16 protein-coding genes are annotated in these 18,429 nt (G+C 65.7%); 5 read left to right on the top strand and 11 right to left on the bottom strand.

Annotation, left to right across the window (positions count from 1 at the left end; all coding sequences use genetic code 11):
- On the top strand, positions 1–652 hold a 652-nt coding region (rsxB, locus tag ACLIJ1_RS21205), incomplete at its 5' end, for an electron transport complex subunit RsxB (RefSeq protein WP_411367537.1).
- A gap of 16 nt (positions 653–668) precedes the next feature.
- On the opposite strand, the gene ACLIJ1_RS21200 is transcribed toward rsxB, so the two are convergent.
- On the bottom strand, positions 669–2,984 hold the full coding sequence (locus ACLIJ1_RS21200; RefSeq protein ID WP_411367536.1) for a methyl-accepting chemotaxis protein: 2,316 nt from the start codon (positions 2,982–2,984) through the stop codon (positions 669–671).
- 86 nt (positions 2,985–3,070) lie between these two features.
- Complete coding sequence (locus ACLIJ1_RS21195) at positions 3,071–3,409, bottom strand: hypothetical protein (RefSeq protein WP_411367535.1); 339 nt, start codon at positions 3,407–3,409, stop codon at positions 3,071–3,073.
- Between the two features lie 129 nt (positions 3,410–3,538).
- On the opposite strand from ACLIJ1_RS21195, the gene ACLIJ1_RS21190 reads away from it, so the two are divergent.
- Complete coding sequence (locus ACLIJ1_RS21190; protein ID WP_411367534.1) at positions 3,539–3,910, top strand: cupin domain-containing protein; 372 nt, start codon at positions 3,539–3,541, stop codon at positions 3,908–3,910.
- A gap of 93 nt (positions 3,911–4,003) precedes the next feature.
- On the opposite strand, the gene ACLIJ1_RS21185 is transcribed toward ACLIJ1_RS21190, so the two are convergent.
- The 6 genes from ACLIJ1_RS21185 to scpA form a co-directional block, all read right to left on the bottom strand.
- Positions 4,004–4,495, bottom strand: a complete 492-nt coding sequence (locus ACLIJ1_RS21185; RefSeq protein WP_411367533.1) for a VOC family protein — start codon at positions 4,493–4,495, stop codon at positions 4,004–4,006.
- Positions 4,492–6,543, bottom strand: coding sequence for an acetyl-CoA carboxylase biotin carboxylase subunit (gene accC, locus ACLIJ1_RS21180; RefSeq protein ID WP_411367532.1), 2,052 nt, complete (start codon positions 6,541–6,543; stop codon positions 4,492–4,494). Before accC ends, ACLIJ1_RS21185 begins: the two co-directional genes overlap by 4 nt.
- Positions 6,544–6,606: 63 nt before the next feature.
- The gene (locus tag ACLIJ1_RS21175) at positions 6,607–7,383 is read right to left on the bottom strand and encodes a YdcF family protein (RefSeq protein WP_411367531.1); all 777 of its coding nucleotides are present in this window, start codon (positions 7,381–7,383) and stop codon (positions 6,607–6,609) included.
- A 22-nt stretch (positions 7,384–7,405) separates the two neighbouring features.
- Positions 7,406–8,938 (bottom strand): acyl-CoA carboxylase subunit beta, encoded by a 1,533-nt coding sequence (locus tag ACLIJ1_RS21170; RefSeq protein WP_411367530.1) that lies wholly within the window; start codon positions 8,936–8,938, stop codon positions 7,406–7,408.
- 32 nt (positions 8,939–8,970) lie between these two features.
- Positions 8,971–9,975, bottom strand: a complete 1,005-nt coding sequence (gene meaB, locus ACLIJ1_RS21165; RefSeq protein ID WP_411367529.1) for a methylmalonyl Co-A mutase-associated GTPase MeaB — start codon at positions 9,973–9,975, stop codon at positions 8,971–8,973.
- The gene (gene scpA / locus ACLIJ1_RS21160; RefSeq protein WP_411367528.1) at positions 9,972–12,128 is read right to left on the bottom strand and encodes a methylmalonyl-CoA mutase; all 2,157 of its coding nucleotides are present in this window, start codon (positions 12,126–12,128) and stop codon (positions 9,972–9,974) included. The genes meaB and scpA overlap by 4 nt, the downstream gene beginning before the upstream one ends.
- 161 nt (positions 12,129–12,289) lie before the next feature.
- On the opposite strand from scpA, the gene ACLIJ1_RS21155 reads away from it, so the two are divergent.
- From ACLIJ1_RS21155 to ACLIJ1_RS21145, 3 genes are all read left to right on the top strand, one after another.
- Positions 12,290–12,925 carry a GntR family transcriptional regulator gene (locus ACLIJ1_RS21155; protein WP_411367527.1) on the top strand — a complete coding sequence of 212 codons (636 nt, stop codon included), beginning with the start codon at positions 12,290–12,292 and terminating at the stop codon, positions 12,923–12,925.
- 68 nt (positions 12,926–12,993) lie between these two features.
- Positions 12,994–13,884 carry a Dyp-type peroxidase gene (locus ACLIJ1_RS21150; protein WP_411367526.1) on the top strand — a complete coding sequence of 297 codons (891 nt, stop codon included), beginning with the start codon at positions 12,994–12,996 and terminating at the stop codon, positions 13,882–13,884.
- 115 nt (positions 13,885–13,999) lie between these two features.
- On the top strand, positions 14,000–15,289 hold the full coding sequence (locus ACLIJ1_RS21145; RefSeq protein ID WP_411367525.1) for an NAD(P)/FAD-dependent oxidoreductase: 1,290 nt from the start codon (positions 14,000–14,002) through the stop codon (positions 15,287–15,289).
- Positions 15,290–15,304: 15 nt separating this feature from the next.
- On the opposite strand, the gene ACLIJ1_RS21140 is transcribed toward ACLIJ1_RS21145, so the two are convergent.
- Genes ACLIJ1_RS21140 through ACLIJ1_RS21130 form a run of 3 tightly spaced genes read right to left on the bottom strand, consistent with a single transcriptional unit; the run spans position 15,305 to position 18,416 of the window.
- Positions 15,305–15,754, bottom strand: coding sequence for an FKBP-type peptidyl-prolyl cis-trans isomerase (locus ACLIJ1_RS21140; RefSeq protein ID WP_411367524.1), 450 nt, complete (start codon positions 15,752–15,754; stop codon positions 15,305–15,307).
- Positions 15,755–15,764: 10 nt separating this feature from the next.
- Positions 15,765–16,787 carry a tRNA dihydrouridine(20/20a) synthase DusA gene (gene dusA / locus ACLIJ1_RS21135; protein WP_411367523.1) on the bottom strand — a complete coding sequence of 341 codons (1,023 nt, stop codon included), beginning with the start codon at positions 16,785–16,787 and terminating at the stop codon, positions 15,765–15,767.
- Positions 16,788–16,841: 54 nt separating this feature from the next.
- Positions 16,842–18,416 (bottom strand): hypothetical protein, encoded by a 1,575-nt coding sequence (locus ACLIJ1_RS21130; protein ID WP_411367522.1) that lies wholly within the window; start codon positions 18,414–18,416, stop codon positions 16,842–16,844.
- Positions 18,417–18,429: the final 13 nt, after the last annotated feature.

Genomic DNA, 18,429 nt, shown 5'->3' with positions numbered 1-18,429 from the left:
AGACTTGGCCCGGCGCATCGACGCCGCGCTGCCGCAGACGCAGTGCACCCGTTGTGGATACCCCGATTGCGCCAGCTACGCCCGCGCCGTGGCCGTGGGTGAGGCGGACATCAACCAGTGCCCCCCCGGTGGCGTCGAGGGCGTCGACCGCCTCGCCGCCATCACCGGCCGACCCGCCACCGCGCTCAATCCAGCCAATGGCATCGAAGGGCCGCTGACCCTGGCGGTGATCGACGAAGACTGGTGCATCGGCTGCACGCTGTGCATCAAGGCCTGCCCGACGGACGCCATCGTCGGCAGCAACAAGCAGATGCACACCGTGATCGAGCGGTACTGCACCGGTTGCGAGCTCTGCATCCCGGTCTGCCCGGTCGACTGCATCGCGCTGGAGGTGGTCAGCGGTGAACGCACAGGCTGGGCCGCGTGGCCGCAGCAGCAGGCCGACCTGGCCCGCCGGCGCTACGCAGACCGCACCGTGCGCCTGGCCCGCGAAAAGCAGGAACACGAGCAACGGCTGGAAGCCAAGGCAAAGATGAAGCTGGCCGACCTCGCGGCGCACTCCCAGCACACCGACCCTGCGGTGCTGGACAAGAAGCGCGCCGTGATCGAGGCGGCGCTGGCGCGTGCCCGCGAGCGCCGCGGGCAGGCCTGAACCGGGCGCAACCGGCTCAAAGCGTGGTCAGAGACTTGTAGACACCGCAGCCGACGTAGAGGTCGTCGATCTTGACGACATAGGACATCTTGGTCTGCACAGTGCCGGTCTGCGGGTTGGTGATGTCGTACTCGACCCAGCCTGGCTCGAGTTCAGCCTGCGAAACAATGGCATCGAGCAAGGCCGCGCCGTCGACACCAGGGATGTCCTGCACCCGGCTGCCGACCTTCTCCGGCTTGCCACCGAAGGCGCGGTAGGCGCCACTGCGGTCCAGTGCGAACACATACATGTCGCGATCGTAGAAGGCCTGCGCCGGGTCGGTGACCTGCTGGACAAATGCGTCGCGCCCGCTGTGGGCCCGCATCGCCATCGCCCGATCCACCAGCTGCATGGCCTCCTCGGCCGCGCCCTGCTGGAGCTGGAACGACGACACCGCCTGCGCCAGGGTGGCGGCCCGGCCTTCGAGCTGGGTGGCCTGCTGCACCGCGCGCTCGACCATGCGGGCGTTGCGCTGGGTGATCTCGTCGAGCTGGCCGACGGCGGACGAGATTTCGGTCAGCCCGCCGCTCTGCTCGGCACTGGCCGAAGAGATCAGGGACATGTTGGCCGCGACGCCGCGCACGCCGTTGACGATCTCGGTCATGCTTGAGCCGGCAGCGCGGATCTGGGCGACGCTGGTCGAGACCTGCTCGCCGGAAGCCTGGATCAGCTCCCGGATCTCGCGCGAGGACGCGGCGGAGCGTTGCGCCAGGTTGCGAACCTCGGCCGCCACCACCGCAAACCCCCTGCCCTGTTCGCCCGCACGCGCGGCCTCGACGGCTGCGTTCAGCGCCAGGATGTTGGTCTGGAAGGCCAGGCTGTCGATCACCCCGATGATCTCGTTCATCTGCTGGGCGCTCTTCTGGATGCCTTCGACCGATTCGACGGCCCGCACCATGGCCTGCGATCCCGATTCAGCGATGTCGCGCACCCGGGAGGCCTGGGTGTCGGAATCGCCCGCCGTCTGGGCGTTCTGTTGCACCGTGCTGGAAAGCTCCTGCACACTGGCTGCGGTCTGCTCCAGGTTGGCCGCCTGCTGCTCGGTGCGGTCGGCCAGCTCGCGGTTGCCGGCCGCCAGGCTCTTGCCGGCGTAGGCCACCAGCGCCGAGTTGCTGCGCACTTCGGCCACCATGCCCGACAGGTTGCCGATCATGCCTTCGAGCTGCGTCGCCAGATCCGCCAGTTCGTCGCTGCCGCGCACCAGCACATGGGCCCGCAGGTTGCCCTTGGCGGTTTCGCCCATCACCTTGCTCACATGCTTGAAGTCGATCACGAAGCTCAGGTAGAACGCGGTCAGGAAGTAGACCATGGCCGCCATCCCGGTCAGCACTGAAACGAGCGACAGAATGCGCTGGTTCTGGGCATCGGAACGCCGCTCGGCCAGCAGCTTGTCCAGCCGTTGCAGCACCGCCTTCTGGTAGGCCTGGGAAGCGTCCATGGCGGCCGTGCCGGCCTCGAAGTACGCCGCAGCCGTGACCTTGCCCGGCCCCTGCAGCGCCTGGCGCGCCAGGGAGACAAACGACTCGGCCGCCTTGATCGCTTCGCTGCCAGGAAGGCCCTGCTGACCGTAGCGGGGCGCGAACTCACTGGCGAACCGGAAGTCGTTGGTGTCGCTGGCCAGGGTGCCCAGCTGCTGGCGCAGGCCGGACGCAGTCTCGTCGGACCATTGTGGCTGGCTCAGCAAGCCGGCACCCTGGCCGCGCACCTGCGCGATCCGTTCGCTCCAGGGCACTGCCCGGGAGACGACGATGTCCATCAGGAAGTAGCTGGCCGGGTCGGGATCGAACAGCAGATTGGAGCGTTCACCCACGGTGTACATCAGGTGTTTGATGTCGCCGATCAAGGCCGTGTGGAGTTCGAACGCCTGCGCAGCCGTCTGCTTCTCCGTTGCGGACAACTGCTGGAGACGCCCTTCCAGGGCACTCCACTCACTGTCGAGCTTGAATTGCGGGTTGTTGCCCAATGCCTCGCGGATGGCGGTCAGTGCGGCCGGCAAGCTTGCGCGGGTCTTTTGGAGATCGGCGCGCGCCTTGTCGTTGCCGGACAGCAGCATGTTGGTCTGCCCGCGGTGCTTCTGCACCACCGACACCAGTTCCGACAGGCGGGCGATGCCGGCCGAGCCTTGCATTTCATGTTCGATGAATGCGATCTCGCCCGAGATGCGCTCCACCAGCGCCACACAGATGACCACCAGCGGGATCACGATCGCCAGCGACAGCAGGCTCAGCTTGATCGGCAACCGCAACCGTCGCATCAGCCAGATACCAGGGGTAAAGAGGGAAAGGCGTGGCATGGGCGAAAGTTCCTGTGCGCGGGCGATGCAGCTCTATCGGCAGGCAGGTCCTTCCCTTGAATCAGGACTGACCCGCAGTGCCAGGTTCAATGGACCATCGGGAGGCCGGACTGTCGGGCTTCGAAGTGGCGGAACAGCTGCACCGACAGCAGGCGCAGCGTCTCGTCGCCCAGGGTCTGGGCATCCACCAGCTGGCGCAGCGCGTAGCACTTGTCACACAGCATCAGCGGGCGGCTGATCGACATGCCGTGCCCCGCCATGCGCAAGCTGAAGGCCTCCAGCAATTCCTGGGGCCAGGGCATGGCCGGTTCCCGTTCGCGCCAACCCGAATTGCGCTGCGCCCAGCGGCCGTCGTCCAGCAGCGGCCGGGAGGCTTTGTCGGAACGGCCGCGGTCGGCCTCCAAGGGTTGTTGCTGCGTGGGCATGTTGGTTTCCCCGGTGGGTTGACACAATGGTTCCCAGCGTAAGACCGGGGGATGGCATCCAATGCCCGGAACAAGCCACCCAATCCGGCCCAGTTTTGCGCACACCTGCGCGACGGCACAATGCCGGCCATGAGCAACACCGCCCGTCTCCTGAAACTGACCGCCCAGCCCGCCGGCACACCCGCCATCGACCACCCGCGCCCTGAGCGACTGTTGCGTGGCAACCCGATGCGGGAAACCTGGAACCTCATCGATGAAGGCCTGCCCGCCGGCCAAGTGTATTGCGGGGTCTGGCGCTGCGAGCCGGGCCACTGGCGCATCGCCATGGGGCCGACCGAGCGCGAGCTGTTCACCGTACTCGAAGGCCGCTGCCGGGTACACGACGCGCTGGGCGGCTTTGAGGAGGCCGGGCCTGGCGAGGGCATCTACATCCCGCCGGGCTTTGAGGGCGCGTTCGAGGTGCTGGACGCGCTGACCAAGACCTACATGATTTGCGAGTGATTCGGCGCCGCCCAAAAAAATGACGCCGCCCGGGTTGCACCGGACGGCGTCTGTCTCCTCGGCCCTTGTGTTTCTGTTGGCCTTTGAACGGCTTCAGCCCGGCTGACCGGCCAGCCTGGCAAAGGCGCTGACCACTTCCGGCGGCGCCTGCACCAGTTCGATCAGCACGCCCTCACCCGCTATGGGGAACTCGTCGTTCGCCTTGGGATGCAGAAAGGTGATGTCGAAACCGGCGGCGCCCTTGCGGATGCCACCGGGGGCAAAGCGCACGCCGTTGGCGGTCAGCCATTGAACCGCGACCGGCAGGTCGTCGATCCACAGGCCGATGTGGTTGAGCGGCGTGGCGTGGACCGCGGGCTTCTTCTCCGGATCCATGGGCTGCATCAGGTCGACCTCGACCTTGAACGGGCCGCTGCCGATGGCACAGATGTCTTCGTCGACGTTCTCGCGTTCGCTCTGGAAGGTGCCGGTTTTCTCCAGACCCAGCATGTCGACCCAGAGCGTCTGCAGGCGCAGCTTGTCCGGGCCACCGATGGCGATCTGCTGGACGCCCAGAACCTTGAAGGGACGTGGCGTGCCTTTCATTTCTCGAACTCCACGATGGGCTGGTCGACCACCAGCGATTCGCCCTTGGACGCCAGCACCTTGCCCACCACACCGTCGGCGGCGGCAAACAGCACGTTCTCCATCTTCATGGCTTCAATGACCGCGACGCGCTCGCCGGCCTGCACCCGCTGGCCGACCTGCACCGCCACATCGACCAGCAGGCCCGGCATCGGCGAGAGCACATATTTGCTCATGTCCGGCGGCGCCTTGAATGGCATCAGCTTGTGCAGCTCGGCCATGCGCGGCGACACCACCACGGTTTCCAGCTTGGTACCGTTGTGCTGCACCACCAGGGCCAGCGGATTGCGCGGCGAGCCGCGCTCCATCTGGGCGGTGAACGGCTGGCCGTTCACTTCGCCGCTGATGACGATGTCGTTCAGGCGCGAGGGCGAGCTGATCTTGTAGCGCTTCTCACCCACCTGCACCGAGGCGTAGCCGGTCTCGCCGACGAACTCGTCCACGTGCACCGCGGTGTACTTGTGCTGACCGGCAGCGTCCAGACTGACCACCACATAGTCCTTGCCCACCTTGACGCCATAGCCCGGCAGCTGGCCGGAGATGCCGGTGGCGCGCTCGCGGCTCTTGCGGCGCACGAAGGCGGCCAGCGCGACCAGGAAGTCGGGATCGCTGTGCGGCACGTCTTCGGCTCGGAAGCCGTGGGCATAGTGCTTGGCGATGAAGCCGGTGTTGAAGTTGCCCGAGACAAAGTCCGGGTGCGCCAGCAGCGCGGCCTGGAACGGGATGTTGCTGTTGATGCCGCGGATCACGAAGCCGTTGAGCGCCTCGCGCATCTTGGCGATGGCGTCGTTGCGGTCCTTGCCGTGCACGATGAGCTTGGCGATCATCGAGTCGTAGTACATCGGGATCTCGCCGCCGTCGTACACGCCGGTGTCCACGCGCACGCCGAGTTTGTGGGCCGTATCGGCCTGCCACATGGTTTCCGTCGGCGGGTCGAAGCGCACCAGACGGCCGGTGGACGGCAGGAAGTTGCGGAACGGGTCTTCCGCGTTGATGCGGCACTCCATTGCCCAGCCGTCGCGCTTCACATCGGCCTGGGTGATCGGCAGCTTTTCGCCGGCGGCCACACGGATCATCAGCTCCACCAGGTCCAGGCCGGTGATGCACTCGGTCACCGGGTGCTCCACCTGCAGGCGGGTGTTCATTTCCAGGAAGTAGAAGTCCTGGTCCTTGCCGACCACGAACTCGACCGTGCCGGCCGACTGGTACTTCACCGCCTTGGCCAGCGCCACGGCCTGCTCGCCCATGGCCTTGCGGGTGGCGTCGGAGATGAAGGGCGACGGCGCCTCTTCGATCACTTTCTGGTGGCGGCGCTGGATGGAGCATTCGCGCTCGTTCAGGTAGACCACGTTACCGTGGCTGTCCCCGACGATCTGAATCTCGATGTGGCGCGGCTGCTCGACGAACTTCTCGATGAAGATGCGGTCGTCGCCGAAGCTGTTGCGGGCCTCGTTCTGGCAGGCGGTGAAACCTTCCAGCGCTTCCTTGTCGTTGTAGGCCACGCGCAGGCCCTTGCCGCCGCCGCCGGCCGAGGCCTTGATCATCACCGGGTAGCCGATGCCCTTGGCGATTTCGACGGCCTTCTCGGCCGACTCGATGGCGTCGTTGTAGCCGGGAATGGTGTTGACCTTGGCTTCATTGGCCAGCTTCTTGGAAGCGATCTTGTCGCCCATGGCGGCAATCGAGAAATGGCGCGGGCCGATGAAGGCGATGCCCTCGTCTTCACAGCGCTTGGCGAAGGCTTCGTTCTCCGACAGGAAGCCGTAGCCCGGGTGCACAGCCTCGGCGCCCGTGGCCTTGCAGGCTGCGATGATCTTGTCGGCCACCAGGTAGGACTCGCGCGACGGCGCCGGGCCCAGCAGCACGGCCTCGTCGGCCAGCTGCACGTGGCGCGCTTCCTTGTCGGCCTCGGAGTACACCGCCACGGTGGCAATGCCCATCTTGCGGGCGGTGGCGATCACGCGGCAGGCGATTTCGCCACGGTTGGCGATCAGGATCTTCTTGAACATGGGTGACTCCGTCTTGGGAAACTGGGCGATTCTCGAAAGGGTTCGGAACTGGGAGGAGAAGGCTCAGCCTTCCCCGCTGACCCAGCTCCAGGCAGAAGCAAAGTACTCCCGCAGCCACAGGTGGTAGCGGTAGCGGATGGGGGTGGGTGCGGCGACGAAAGCGAGGTGCGTGAAGCCCTGGTGTTCAGCCAGACGCAGGGCGCGCGCGCCGTGGAACTCGCTGGTGACCACGGCCAGCGGCTGGTCGGGCGTGATGCCGCGCTCGCCCAGCAGCCGGGCCGAATAGGCCAGGTTCTCGGTGGTGTTGGCGCTGCGGTCTTCCTGCACCAGCCGCGACGCGTCGACACCCTGGGCGACCAGGGCCTGTTGCATCACCTGGGCCTCGGTGCAGGCCACGTTGTGGAAGTGGTTGCGGCCACCGCTGAGGACGATCAGCGCCGAGGGCCAGCGCCGCGCCGCTTCCGCCGCGGTGTCCAGCCGACCCTGCAGCACCGGCGACGGCTCGCAGCGGGCCGACCCGGCGCCCAGCACGATCACGGCCCTGGGCGTGTCGGTCGGGACGGCGGCGGCCAGGCCGTGGGGAATCGGCATGGCAAACAGGGCCAGCACCGACACCCCCCAGACCGATGCCAGACCCCACGAGCCGCGCCAGAACCAGCGCCGCGGTGCCGAGGCCGCGCTCCAGCGGCTCAGCGCTCCCCAGGCCAGGGCAGCCACCAGCAGCAGCAGACCCAGGCCGAGCGAGAACACGACGCCGAAATGGAACGTGCCTTCGAGCAGCAACAGCGCGCCCGAAGCGGCCAGCACCAGCCCGAGGATCGACAGCAGCAGACGGATCATCAGCACCACACCAGCACAGACATCAGAGCGGGATGTTCCCGTGCTTGCGCCACGGGTTCTCGATCTTCTTGTCCTTGAGCATCACCAGCGAGCGGCAGATGCGCTTGCGGGTCTCGGACGGCAGGATCACGTCGTCGATGAAGCCACGCGCGCCGGCCACGAACGGGTTGGCGAAGCGGGCCTTGTATTCGGCCTCGCGCTCGGCCAGCTTGGCCGGGTCCTTCTTCTCCTCGCGGAAGATGATCTCCACCGCGCCCTTGGCGCCCATCACCGCGATCTCGGCGTTGGGCCAGGCGAAGTTCACGTCGCCGCGCAGGTGCTTGGAGGCCATCACGTCGTAGGCGCCGCCGTAGGCCTTGCGGGTGATCACGGTGATCTTGGGCACGGTGCACTCGGCGTAGGCGTAAAGCAGCTTGGCGCCGTGCTTGATGATGCCGCCGTACTCCTGGCTGGTGCCGGGCATGAAGCCGGGCACGTCGACGAAGGTCACGACCGGGATGTTGAAGGCGTCGCAGAAGCGCACGAACCGCGCGGCCTTGATCGAGCTCTTGATGTCCAGGCAGCCGGCCAGCACCAGCGGCTGGTTGGCCACGATGCCCACGGTCTGACCGTCCATGCGGGCGAAGCCGATCAGGATGTTCTTGGCGTAGTCGGGCTGGATCTCGAAGAAGTCGCCGTCGTCGACCGTCTTGAGGATCAGCTCCTTCATGTCGTAGGGCTTGTTCGGATTCTCTGGCACCAGCGTGTCCAGGCTCTTCTCAAGTCGGTCGATCGGGTCGCCGCTGGGACGCGCCGGCGCCTTTTCCTTGTTGTTGAGCGGCAGGTAGTTGTAGAGGCGGCGCAGCATCAGCAGCGCTTCCACATCGTTCTCGAAGGCCAGGTCGGCCACGCCGCTCTTGGTGGTGTGCGTCACGGCGCCGCCCAGCTCTTCGGCGGTCACTTCTTCGTGCGTCACGGTCTTCACCACCTCGGGGCCGGTCACGAACATGTAGCTCGAATCCTTGACCATGAAGATGAAGTCGGTCATGGCCGGCGAGTACACCGCGCCACCGGCCGACGGGCCCATGATCATGCTGATCTGAGGGATCACGCCGCTGGCCATCACGTTGCGCTGGAACACGTCGGCGTAACCGCCGAGCGAGGCCACACCTTCCTGGATGCGGGCGCCGCCCGAATCGTTCAGGCCGATCACCGGTGCGCCGACCTTCATGGCCTGATCCATCACCTTGCAGATCTTCTCCGCGTGGGCTTCAGAGAGCGCGCCGCCGAAGACGGTGAAGTCCTGGCTGAAGACGAACACCAGGCGGCCGTTGATCATGCCGTAGCCGGTCACAACGCCGTCGCCGGGAATCTTCTGGTCCTGCATGCCGAAGTCCACGCAGCGGTGCTCGACGAACATGTCCCACTCTTCAAACGTGCCCTCATCGAGCAGCACTTCCAGGCGCTCGCGCGCCGTCAGCTTGCCTTTGCTGTGCTGGGCGGCGATGCGTTTCTCGCCCCCGCCCTGGCGAGCCAGCTCGCGCTTCTTTTCCAGTTGGTCCAGGATGTCTTGCATGGTGGTCTCTCCGGTGAAATCAGGAAATGGCTTTACTCGAACAGGTCGAGCAACTGCCGTGCAGCGGTCGAAGCAGCCAGCTGGCCGCCCTGCACCTGCTGCGTGAAAAGGTCGAGCTTCGCGCGCACCTGCGGGTGTTCGCGAAAGCGTTGTTTGAGCCCGGCGTCGATGCGTTCCCACATCCAGGCCGTGGCCTGCTGCAGGCGCCGGGCGGCCAGGCGTCCATTGGCGGTCTGTAGGCGTCGGAACTCGCTGACCGACGACCAGAACGTGTCCACGCCCTGCCCGTGCAGTGCGCTGATCTGGATCACCTGCGGGTGCCAGATCTGCTGGTCGTGGTGAACATGGTCGGGGTTGCCATGCAGCCCCAGCAGGCGCAAAGACGAGGTGATCTGCGCGCGCGCGCGCGTGGCGGCGTCGGGGTCGATGTCGGCCTTGTTGATGACGACCAGATCGGCCAGCTCCATCACGCCCTTTTTGATCGCTTGCAGGTCGTCGCCCGCGTTGGGCAGCTGCAGCAGACAGAACATGTCGGTCATGCCGTGCACCGCGGTCTCGCTCTGCCCGACGCCCACGGTCTCGACGATCACCACGTCGTAGCCCGCCGCTTCGCAGACCAGCATGGCCTCGCGCGTTTTCTCGGCCACGCCGCCCAGCGTGCCGCTGCTCGGGCTGGGCCGGATGTAGGCCTTCTCGTGCACGCTCAGTTGCTCCATGCGCGTCTTGTCGCCCAGGATGGAACCACCCGAGACGGAAGAAGAAGGATCGACCGCCAGCACTGCCACGCGGTGGCCCTGTGCAATCAGATAGAGACCGAGCGCTTCGATGAAAGTGCTCTTGCCCACACCCGGCACGCCGCTGATGCCCAGCCGAAACGCACCGCCGGAATGTGGTAGCAGCCCGGTCAGCAGTGCATCGGCCTGCAGGCGGTGGTCCGGCCGGGTGGACTCCAGCAGCGTGATGGCCTTGGCCATCGCGCGCCGTTGTACCGCCGGCGCACCGCCAACGATGCCGGCCTGGATCTGCTCAGGCGTCACGCCACCGCTTTCCGGATCTGTTCCAGCACGTCCTTGGCGCTGGCCGGAATCGGGGTGCCGGGGCCGTAGACGCCCTTGACGCCCGCTTCGTACAGCATTTCGTAGTCCTGGCGCGGGATCACGCCGCCCACGAACACGATGATGTCGTCGGCGCCCTGCTCCTTGAGCGCCTTGATGATGGCGGGCACCAGGGTCTTGTGGCCGGCGGCCAGCGTGGAAACGCCGACGGCGTGCACGTCGTTCTCGATCGCCTGGCGCGCGCATTCTTCCGGCGTCTGGAACAGCGGTCCCATGTCGACGTCAAAGCCGAGGTCGGCAAAGGCCGTGGCCACCACCTTGGCACCGCGGTCGTGGCCGTCCTGGCCGAGCTTGGCGATCATCACGCGCGGGCGGCGGCCCTGCGCGGTCGCGAAGTCGGCGATTTCGGTCTTCAGTTTGTCCCAGCCTTCGGCCGAGTCGTAAGCAGCGGCATACACACCCGTCACCTTTTGTGTGTCAGCGCGGTGGCGCCCGTAGATTTTTTCCAGCGCGTCGGACACTTCGCCGACGGTCGCACGCAGGCGGATCGCCTGGATCGCCAGATCCAGCAGGTTGCCCTGGCCGGACTCGGCGGCGGTCGTCAGCGCCGTCAGCGCAGCCTGCACCGCGGCATTGTCGCGCTTGGCCCGGATTTCCTTGAGCCGCGCGATCTGGCCGTCGCGCACCTTGACGTTGTCCACGTCGAGGATGTCGATGGGGTCTTCCTTCGCCAGCTTGTACTTGTTGACGCCCACGATCACGTCTTTGCCGCTGTCGATGCGCGCCTGCTTCTCGGCCGCGGCGGCTTCGATCTTGAGCTTGGCCCAGCCCGAGTCCACCGCCTTGGTCATGCCGCCCATGGCGTCGACCTCTTCGATGATGGCCCAGGCCTTGTCGGCCATTTCCTGCGTCAGCGACTCCATCATGTAGGAGCCGGCCCAGGGATCGACCACGTTGGTGATGTGGGTCTCTTCCTGGATGATCAGCTGGGTGTTGCGAGCGATGCGCGAACTGAACTCGGTGGGCAGCGCGATGGCTTCGTCCAGCGAGTTGGTGTGCAGCGACTGCGTGCCGCCGAACACAGCCGCCATGGCTTCGATGGTGGTGCGCACGACGTTGTTGTACGGGTCCTGCTCGGTCAGCGACCAGCCCGAGGTCTGGCTGTGCGTGCGCAGCATCAGGCTCTTCGGGTTCTTGGCGTTGAAGCCCTTCATGATGCGCGTCCACAGCAAACGGGCCGCGCGCAACTTGGCGATCTCCAGATAGAAGTTCATGCCCACCGCCCAGAAAAAGCTCAGGCGGCCGGCGAACTCGTCCACGTCCATGCCCTTGGCGATGGCAGTCTTCACATACTCCTTGCCGTCGGCCAGGGTGAAGGCCATCTCCAGCGCCTGGTTGGCACCGGCTTCCTGCATGTGGTAGCCCGAAATCGAGATCGAGTTGAACTTCGGCATGTTCTTGGCCGTGTACTCGATGATGTCGCCGATGATCTTCATCGACGGCTCGGGCGGGTAGATATAGGTGTTGCGGACCATGAACTCCTTGAGGATGTCGTTCTGGATGGTTCCGCTCAACTTGTCTTGCGACACCCCCTGCTCTTCGGCCGCCACCACGTAGCCCGCCAGCACCGGCAGCACGGCGCCGTTCATGGTCATCGAGACCGATACCTTGTCCAGCGGGATCTGGTCGAACAGGATCTTCATGTCCTCGACCGAGTCGATGGCCACGCCGGCCTTGCCCACGTCGCCCGTGACGCGCGGATGGTCCGAGTCGTAGCCGCGGTGGGTGGCCAGGTCGAAGGCCACCGACACGCCCTGCCCGCCGGCAGCCAGGGCCTTGCGGTAGAAAGCGTTGGATTCTTCGGCGGTCGAGAAGCCGGCGTACTGACGAATGGTCCAGGGGCGCACCGCATACATCGTGGCCTGCGGGCCGCGGATGAAGGGCTCAAAGCCAGGCAGGGTGTTGGCGTACGGCAGGTCTTTGGTGTCTTCGGCCGTGTACAGCGGCTTGACGCTGATGCCGTCGGGCGTGATCCAGTTCAGGGCGTTCACGTCGCCACCGGGCGCGGATTTCTGGGCGGCTTTGGCCCATGCTTCGAGGTTGGCGGGGGCGAATTCGGACGGTTTCTGGCTCATGGCGTCGATGCTGCGGTGCAGTGTGGGGAAGCAACAGAAGAGACTGTCGAGTTTACATCATTCATAATTATTGATGCAAAATATTCCGGCGGACTTACAATGCGCCCTCGTTGACGTTCCGTTGGCGCCCGTTTCGCCACTCTTTGCCATTTTCCGCCTGCATGTCCGCCCTGTCTCTCGCCCCCCGCGCCCTGTATGAAGAAGTCGCTGAACTGCTGCGTCAGCGCATCTTCAAGCGCGAACTGGAGCCGGGCAGCTGGATCGACGAACTCAAGATCGCCGAGGAATACGGCATCAGCCGCACCCCCCTGCGCGAAGCCCTGAAGGTGCTGGCCGCCGAAGGCCTGGTGACCATGAAGGTGCGCCGCGGCGCCTACGTCACCGAAGTGTCCGACAAGGACCTGGCCGACGTCTACCACCTGCTCTCACTGCTCGAATCCGACGCCGCCGGCGTGGTCGCCGAGCGCGGCAGCGACGCCGAACTGGAGGAACTGAAGGCGCTGCATGCTGATCTGGAAGCCTCGATCGGCGACCGCGACGCCTTCTTTGCGGTCAACGAGCGCTTCCACATGCGGGTGCTGGAGATGGCGGACAACCGCTGGCGCATGCAGATGGTGGCCGACCTGCGCAAGGTCATGAAGCTCAATCGCCACAACTCGCTGTTCAAGACCGGCCGCATCCACGAATCGCTGGCCGAACACCAGGCGGTGATGGGCGCCCTGCTCGCCCGCGATCCGGCCCTGACCCGGGCGCGGATGCAGGAGCATTTCGCCAACGGTCTCGAAGCCGCCGCCTGAGGCAGGGCTTGGCGCACGCGCCCCTCGGGGGCTGGTAAATTCCCGGGCGAAATCGTCCTGGAGTCTCCATGAGCATTGCCCAACTTGCCCAGCCCGGCATCCTCGAACCCCTTCCCCCGCTGGCCCGGTACCTCACCTGCCAGCTGCGTGTCGGCCTGGACCCACGCGCGGTGCTGCGCCTGCTGGCCACCCAGGCAGACGGTCGCTCAGCCGTGGTGGGGCTGGGTGAATCCCTGGTGCGTGAACTGGGCGCCGAGATTCCCGGCCTGCGCACATTCCGTGGCATCGAGGGCGCCCGCACCAAGCTGCCGGCGACTCCGGCCGATCTGGTGATCTGGCTGCGCGGCGACGACCGTGGCGCCCTTCTGATCCGCAGCCGCCACCTGGAAAACCTGCTGGCGCCTGCGTTCGACATCCACGACATCACCGACGCCTTCATGCACGACCACGGCCGTGACCTGACCGGCTATGAAGACGGCACCGAAAACCCGGAAGGCAAGAAGGCACTCGCAGCGGCCCTGCTGCCCAGGAAAGCCGGCAAGCTGGCGGGCAGCAGCTTCGTGGCCATGCAACGCTGGCGCCACCACATGGGCCGCTTTGAAGCCATGTCGAAAGAACAGCAGGACCACACCATCGGCCGCGAGCGCGACTCCAACGAAGAGCTCGACGATGCCCCCGAGTCGGCCCACGTCAAGCGGACCGCACAGGAGAACTTCCAGCCCGAGGCCTTCGTGCTGCGGCGCTCCATGCCCTGGGCCGAGGGCAACCAGGGAGGTCTGGTGTTCGCTGCCTTCGGCTGTTCGTTCGATGCCTTCGAAGCCCAGCTGCGCCGCATGTCGGGCGCGGAAGACGGCGTGATCGATGCGCTGTACAGCTTCACCGAGCCCGAAACCGGCGCGTACTTCTGGTGCCCGCCGGTCGCCGACGGCCTCATCGACCTGCGCGCGGTCGGTCTTTGACCCCCTGATCGTCCGCTGCCGGGTTTACCCCGGCCTCTGGCTTGACATTTCTCAAGTCATATACTCCCGGGGGCATCCATGATGACGTCTTCACACAAACACGTCAGGAGACATCATGGCCCGCATCGTCATTCTGGGCGCCGGCATCGGCGGCATGCCCATGGCCTACGAGATGAAAGCCCTCGCCCGACCCGGCGACACGGTGACCGTCATCAGCGAAGCACCCAAGTTCCATTTCGTGCCGTCCAACCCCTGGGTGGCGGTCGACTGGCGCAAGCGCAAGGACATCGAGGTTGACATCGCGCCAGCCCTGGCCCGCAAGGGCATCGAGTCGATCATCCAGCGCGCAAAACGCGTCCACCCCGAGACCAACCAGGTCGAACTCGACGACGGCAGCAAGGTCGACTACGACTACCTCGTGATCGCCACCGGCCCCAGGCTGGCCTTTGAGGAGGTCGAGGGTCTGGGCCCACACGGCGGGCACACGCAGTCGATCTGCCACGTCAACCACGCCGAGACGAGCAAGACGGCATGGGACGCGTTCGTGCAGAACCCGGGCCCGATCGTGGTCGGCGCGGTGCAAGGCGCCTCGTGCTTCGGCCCGGCGTACGAGTTCGCCATGATCATGGACACCGACCTGCGCCGCCGAAAGATCCGCGACCAGGTTCCGATGACCTATGTGACGCCGGAGCCCTACATCGGCCACCTGGGCCTGGGTGGCGTCGGCGACTCCAAGGGCATGCTTGAATCGGCCATGCGCCAGCGCCACATCAAGTGGATCTGCAACGCCAAGACCACCAAGGTCGAGAACGGCCAGATGTTCGTGACGGAACACAACGACCAGGGGCAGCCGATCAAGGAACACGTGCTGCCGTTCAAGCACAGCATGATGCTGCCCGCCTTCAAGGGCGTGGACGCCGTCTTTGGCATTGAAGGTCTGACCAACCCGCGGGGTTTCATCACCATCGACGCACACCAGCGCAATGCGAAGTTCAAGAACATCTTCAGCATCGGCGTCTGCGTCGCGATCCCGCCCGTGGAAGCGACGCCGATCCCCTGCGGCACGCCCAAGACCGGCTACATGATCGAGTCGATGGTCACGGCCACCGCGCACAACATCCGCGAGCTGCTCGACGGCCAGGAGCCGAGCCACAAGGCGACCTGGAACACGGTGTGCCTGGCCGATTTCGGCGACACCGGCGCTGCCTTCGTGGCCCTGCCCCAGATCCCGCCGCGCAACGTGAGCTGGTTCAGCGAAGGCAAGTGGGTTCACCTGGCCAAGGTGGCCTTCGAGAAGTACTTCATGCGCAAGATGGAGAAAGGCACGTCCGAGCCGATCTACGAAAAGATCATCATGGACTTCATCGGCATCACCAAGCTCAAGGCCAAACTGACCGGCAAGTGATGCCGTCAGCGCGCCTTACTTGATGCCGAGCAGCTCGACTTCGAACAGCAGCGTGGCGTTGGGCGGAATCACGCCGCCCGCACCGCGTTCGCCGTAAGCGATCTGGCTCGGGCAGGTCAGCTTGGCCTTGCCGCCGACCTTCATGCGCTGCACGCCCTCGGTCCAGCAGGGAATCACGCGACCCAGCGGGAACTCGATCGGCGTGCCGCGCGAGTAGGAGCTGTCGAACTCCTTGCCGTCCGGGAACGTGCCCTTGTAGTGCACCTTGACCGTGTCGGCCGCGGTCGGGCTGGCGCCGGCGCCGTCCTTGAGCGAACGGAATATCAGCCCGGTCTTCGACACCACGGCGCCGGGCTCCTTCGCTGCGGCGTCGAGAACGGGGTTCGGGGCAGCGGTCTGTGCAAAGGCGTGGATGGCGCTCAGGCCAAGGACAACGGCCAGCGTGCGGGAAACGAGTCGGTTCATCAAACTTCTTTCAGTGGGTTGAAACAGGGAGTTCGGCCGCGACATCGAGGTCACGACCGACGTGGGCCTGGGCCATGGCCCAGACCTCGCGGGGTGGCAGTGGCTTGAGCCGGTGGTCGCTCCAGACCTGGCGCCACTTGCGGGCACCGTGCAGGCCATGGCGCAGGCCCAGCATGTGACAGGCGATCGAGTACCAGTTCACACCGTCTTCGGCATGGGCGCGCTCCATGTAGTCGATCATGGCCAGCTCGACCTCGTCGCGCGTCATGGCGGGGCGGGCGTGGTCGCCATAGAACTTCGCGTCCCAGCCGCTCATGAGCCAGGGGTTGTGGTACGCCTCGCGGCCGATCATGGCGCCGTCCAGATGCTGCAGATGCATGGCGATCTGCTCGTCCGTGGTGATGCCGCCGTTGACCGCGATGGTCAGGTCGGGGAAGTCCCGCTTGAGCTGGTAGGCCAGCTCGTAGCGCAGTGGCGGAATCTCGCGGTTCTCTTTCGGCGAAAGGCCCTTGAGCCAGGCGTTGCGCGCGTGGACCAGGAACACCTTGCAGCCGCCCTCGGCCACCGTGCCCACGAAATCGCGCACGAAGTCGTAGCTCTCGACTTTGTCGATGCCGATGCGGTGCTTGACCGTGACGGGGATGTCGACCACATCGACCATCGCCTTGACGCAGTCGCGCACCAATGCGGCCTCGCCCATCAGGCAGGCGCCAAACGCTCCGCGCAGCACCCGCTCGCTCGGGCAGCCGCAGTTGAGGTTGATCTCGTCGTAGCCACGCTCCTGGCCCAGCTTCGCGCAGACCGCCAGGTCCGCCGGCTCACTGCCGCCGAGCTGCAGCGCGACCGGGTGCTCCTCGTCGTTGAAGAACAGATGCTGGGCAGCGTTGCCATGAATCAGCGCACCCGTCGTCACCATCTCGGTGTACAGCAGGGTGTGGCGGGTGAGCAGGCGGTGGAAGTACCGGCAATGGCGATCGGTCCAGCCCATCATGGGGGCGACCGACAGGCGCCAGGGAGAAACGGAAACAGACATGGGGCTGGATTATCCCGCCCCCGACGACACACCGGAGAGCTCCATGCCCAGAAGTCAAGGCAACGGCTGGTACTTGCCCACCATCCACTGAACGATCTTCTGCTCGTAGCCGGAAGGCACATGCCCCTGGGTCTGGTCCAGCAGGAACGTGACATCCGTAGCACAGGCAGAGGTACTGCCGGCCGATGCCCGCTGGCGATAGCCCATGGTGCTCGTGTGTCCGGAGATCACTCGCCGGTAAGACGAGCGAATCGCGCGCTCGCAGGCCGCACTGCCCCAGGCGGCCCAGAGCCCCAGACTGCCGTACGGGTTGTCCAGATCGCTTTCCAGCTGGGTATATGCCAGCTCACCGTTGGCCGTCTTTCCCCAGATACCGAGGATCCGCATCGGGTTCGGGCGCCCAAACAGATCTGCCCGCGGCGCATACCAGCCGCCACCCAGCGCACCGCAGTTGGGGTCCGCATCGGCGGGGAAGACAGTCAGGGCTCCGTTGTTGGCAGTGACCATGTCGCAATAGAACGTGCCGGACACTGGCGCGATGGCGGCGATCTTGTTCCTGGTTCTCGGATCGGCGTAGGCAGAGAACGCCATGCCCGCACCGCGCGAGTACCCCACCACAAACACCTTGGCGGGGTTGACGGACTCGCCGAGGGATCCGGCCAGCACGCGGTCGATGAGATCTGAGATGAATTGGATGTCGTCGGCTCCCTGGGGAGGCCGCGAACCCGGAACCGCCGCCGCGTACCGACCATCCATGCGGAACTCCCAGTTGCTGGCACCAGATCCTGGCGCCAGCCCCTGCAAGCCCACCACGACGGCGCCCTCCTCATCGGTCCACCGGGACAACTGCGCAGGGATGTCCTGCGTGCCGCCATTGCCATGCAGCGTCAACACCAGTGGCCTCCCACCGGCCGGCGCCGGCCCCGCTGGAATCCGCCACGCATAGGTTCGCAACTTCGGCAGGCCAAGCCCGGTCACCAGCATGGAAGCGGTGCCCGTGCGCGCCGCATTCTCCGCGGGCTGCCAATCCTCGCCCAGCACGTAGTAGCCAATGCCTTCGTAGCGATAGACGGCACCCAGCGTCGCGATGACACGGTCCTTTTCGCTTTCGCTGGCGGTGTAAAAGTGGACGCCCTTGCTCGGCAGATAGAACCGGTACAGAGGGATCAGGCCCTGGCCGGCGACCCCGCTGGCGTGGTAGGACACACCCTCCAGTCTGAACACGTCGGGCAAGCTGGCTTCGATGCTGGCCTTCTCGCTTTCACTGATGGTGTAGAAATGCACCCCGGTCCGGAGGTTGTAGAAGCGGTAGACCGGTGACAGACCAGGCGTGGAAGCACTGGCCGCAAAGAACGCCGTGCCCTCGTCTTTGAACGGTGGAGACAGCGTGCTCTGCACCATGTCGCGCTCGGTGGCGCTGCCAGTGAAGAAGTGCGCACCCGTCTGTTCGTTGAAAAAGCGGAATATCGGCGTGCGCAGCGTCGACAGGGCTGCCAGCTTCGGTTGAGGACTGGCGTCTAACTGCCTTTCAGCGCTGCGGGACGCCGGTTCTTTCTCTCCTGCACCGCCTGTTCCGTCGGTATGGGCTCCACCACATGCAACGGCCACCAACGCCAGCAGCCCGGACATCGCACCCCGGCGA

The organism is Hydrogenophaga sp. RWCD_12 (assembly GCF_046604225.1).
GTDB lineage: Bacteria > Pseudomonadota > Gammaproteobacteria > Burkholderiales > Burkholderiaceae_C > Hydrogenophaga.
Note: the sequence above shows the minus strand (reverse complement) of the source record. Positions and strands in the feature narration are given on the sequence as shown.

What these genes read in the sequence shown, in the direction of transcription:
- ACLIJ1_RS21200 (WP_411367536.1), bottom strand. Translation starts at nt 2,984, where the DNA reads ATGCCACGCCTTTCCCTCTTTACCCCTGGTATCTGGCTGATGCGACGG.
- ACLIJ1_RS21195 (WP_411367535.1), bottom strand. Translation starts at nt 3,409, where the DNA reads ATGCCCACGCAGCAACAACCCTTGGAGGCCGACCGCGGCCGTTCCGAC.
- ACLIJ1_RS21190 (WP_411367534.1), top strand. Translation starts at nt 3,539, where the DNA reads ATGAGCAACACCGCCCGTCTCCTGAAACTGACCGCCCAGCCCGCCGGC.
- ACLIJ1_RS21185 (WP_411367533.1), bottom strand. Translation starts at nt 4,495, where the DNA reads ATGAAAGGCACGCCACGTCCCTTCAAGGTTCTGGGCGTCCAGCAGATC.
- accC (WP_411367532.1), bottom strand. Translation starts at nt 6,543, where the DNA reads ATGTTCAAGAAGATCCTGATCGCCAACCGTGGCGAAATCGCCTGCCGC.
- ACLIJ1_RS21175 (WP_411367531.1), bottom strand. Translation starts at nt 7,383, where the DNA reads ATGATCCGTCTGCTGCTGTCGATCCTCGGGCTGGTGCTGGCCGCTTCG.
- ACLIJ1_RS21170 (WP_411367530.1), bottom strand. Translation starts at nt 8,938, where the DNA reads ATGCAAGACATCCTGGACCAACTGGAAAAGAAGCGCGAGCTGGCTCGC.
- scpA (WP_411367528.1), bottom strand. Translation starts at nt 12,128, where the DNA reads ATGAGCCAGAAACCGTCCGAATTCGCCCCCGCCAACCTCGAAGCATGG.
- ACLIJ1_RS21155 (WP_411367527.1), top strand. Translation starts at nt 12,290, where the DNA reads ATGTCCGCCCTGTCTCTCGCCCCCCGCGCCCTGTATGAAGAAGTCGCT.
- ACLIJ1_RS21150 (WP_411367526.1), top strand. Translation starts at nt 12,994, where the DNA reads ATGAGCATTGCCCAACTTGCCCAGCCCGGCATCCTCGAACCCCTTCCC.
- ACLIJ1_RS21145 (WP_411367525.1), top strand. Translation starts at nt 14,000, where the DNA reads ATGGCCCGCATCGTCATTCTGGGCGCCGGCATCGGCGGCATGCCCATG.
- ACLIJ1_RS21140 (WP_411367524.1), bottom strand. Translation starts at nt 15,754, where the DNA reads ATGAACCGACTCGTTTCCCGCACGCTGGCCGTTGTCCTTGGCCTGAGC.
- dusA (WP_411367523.1), bottom strand. Translation starts at nt 16,787, where the DNA reads ATGTCTGTTTCCGTTTCTCCCTGGCGCCTGTCGGTCGCCCCCATGATG.
- ACLIJ1_RS21130 (WP_411367522.1), bottom strand. Translation starts at nt 18,416, where the DNA reads ATGTCCGGGCTGCTGGCGTTGGTGGCCGTTGCATGTGGTGGAGCCCAT.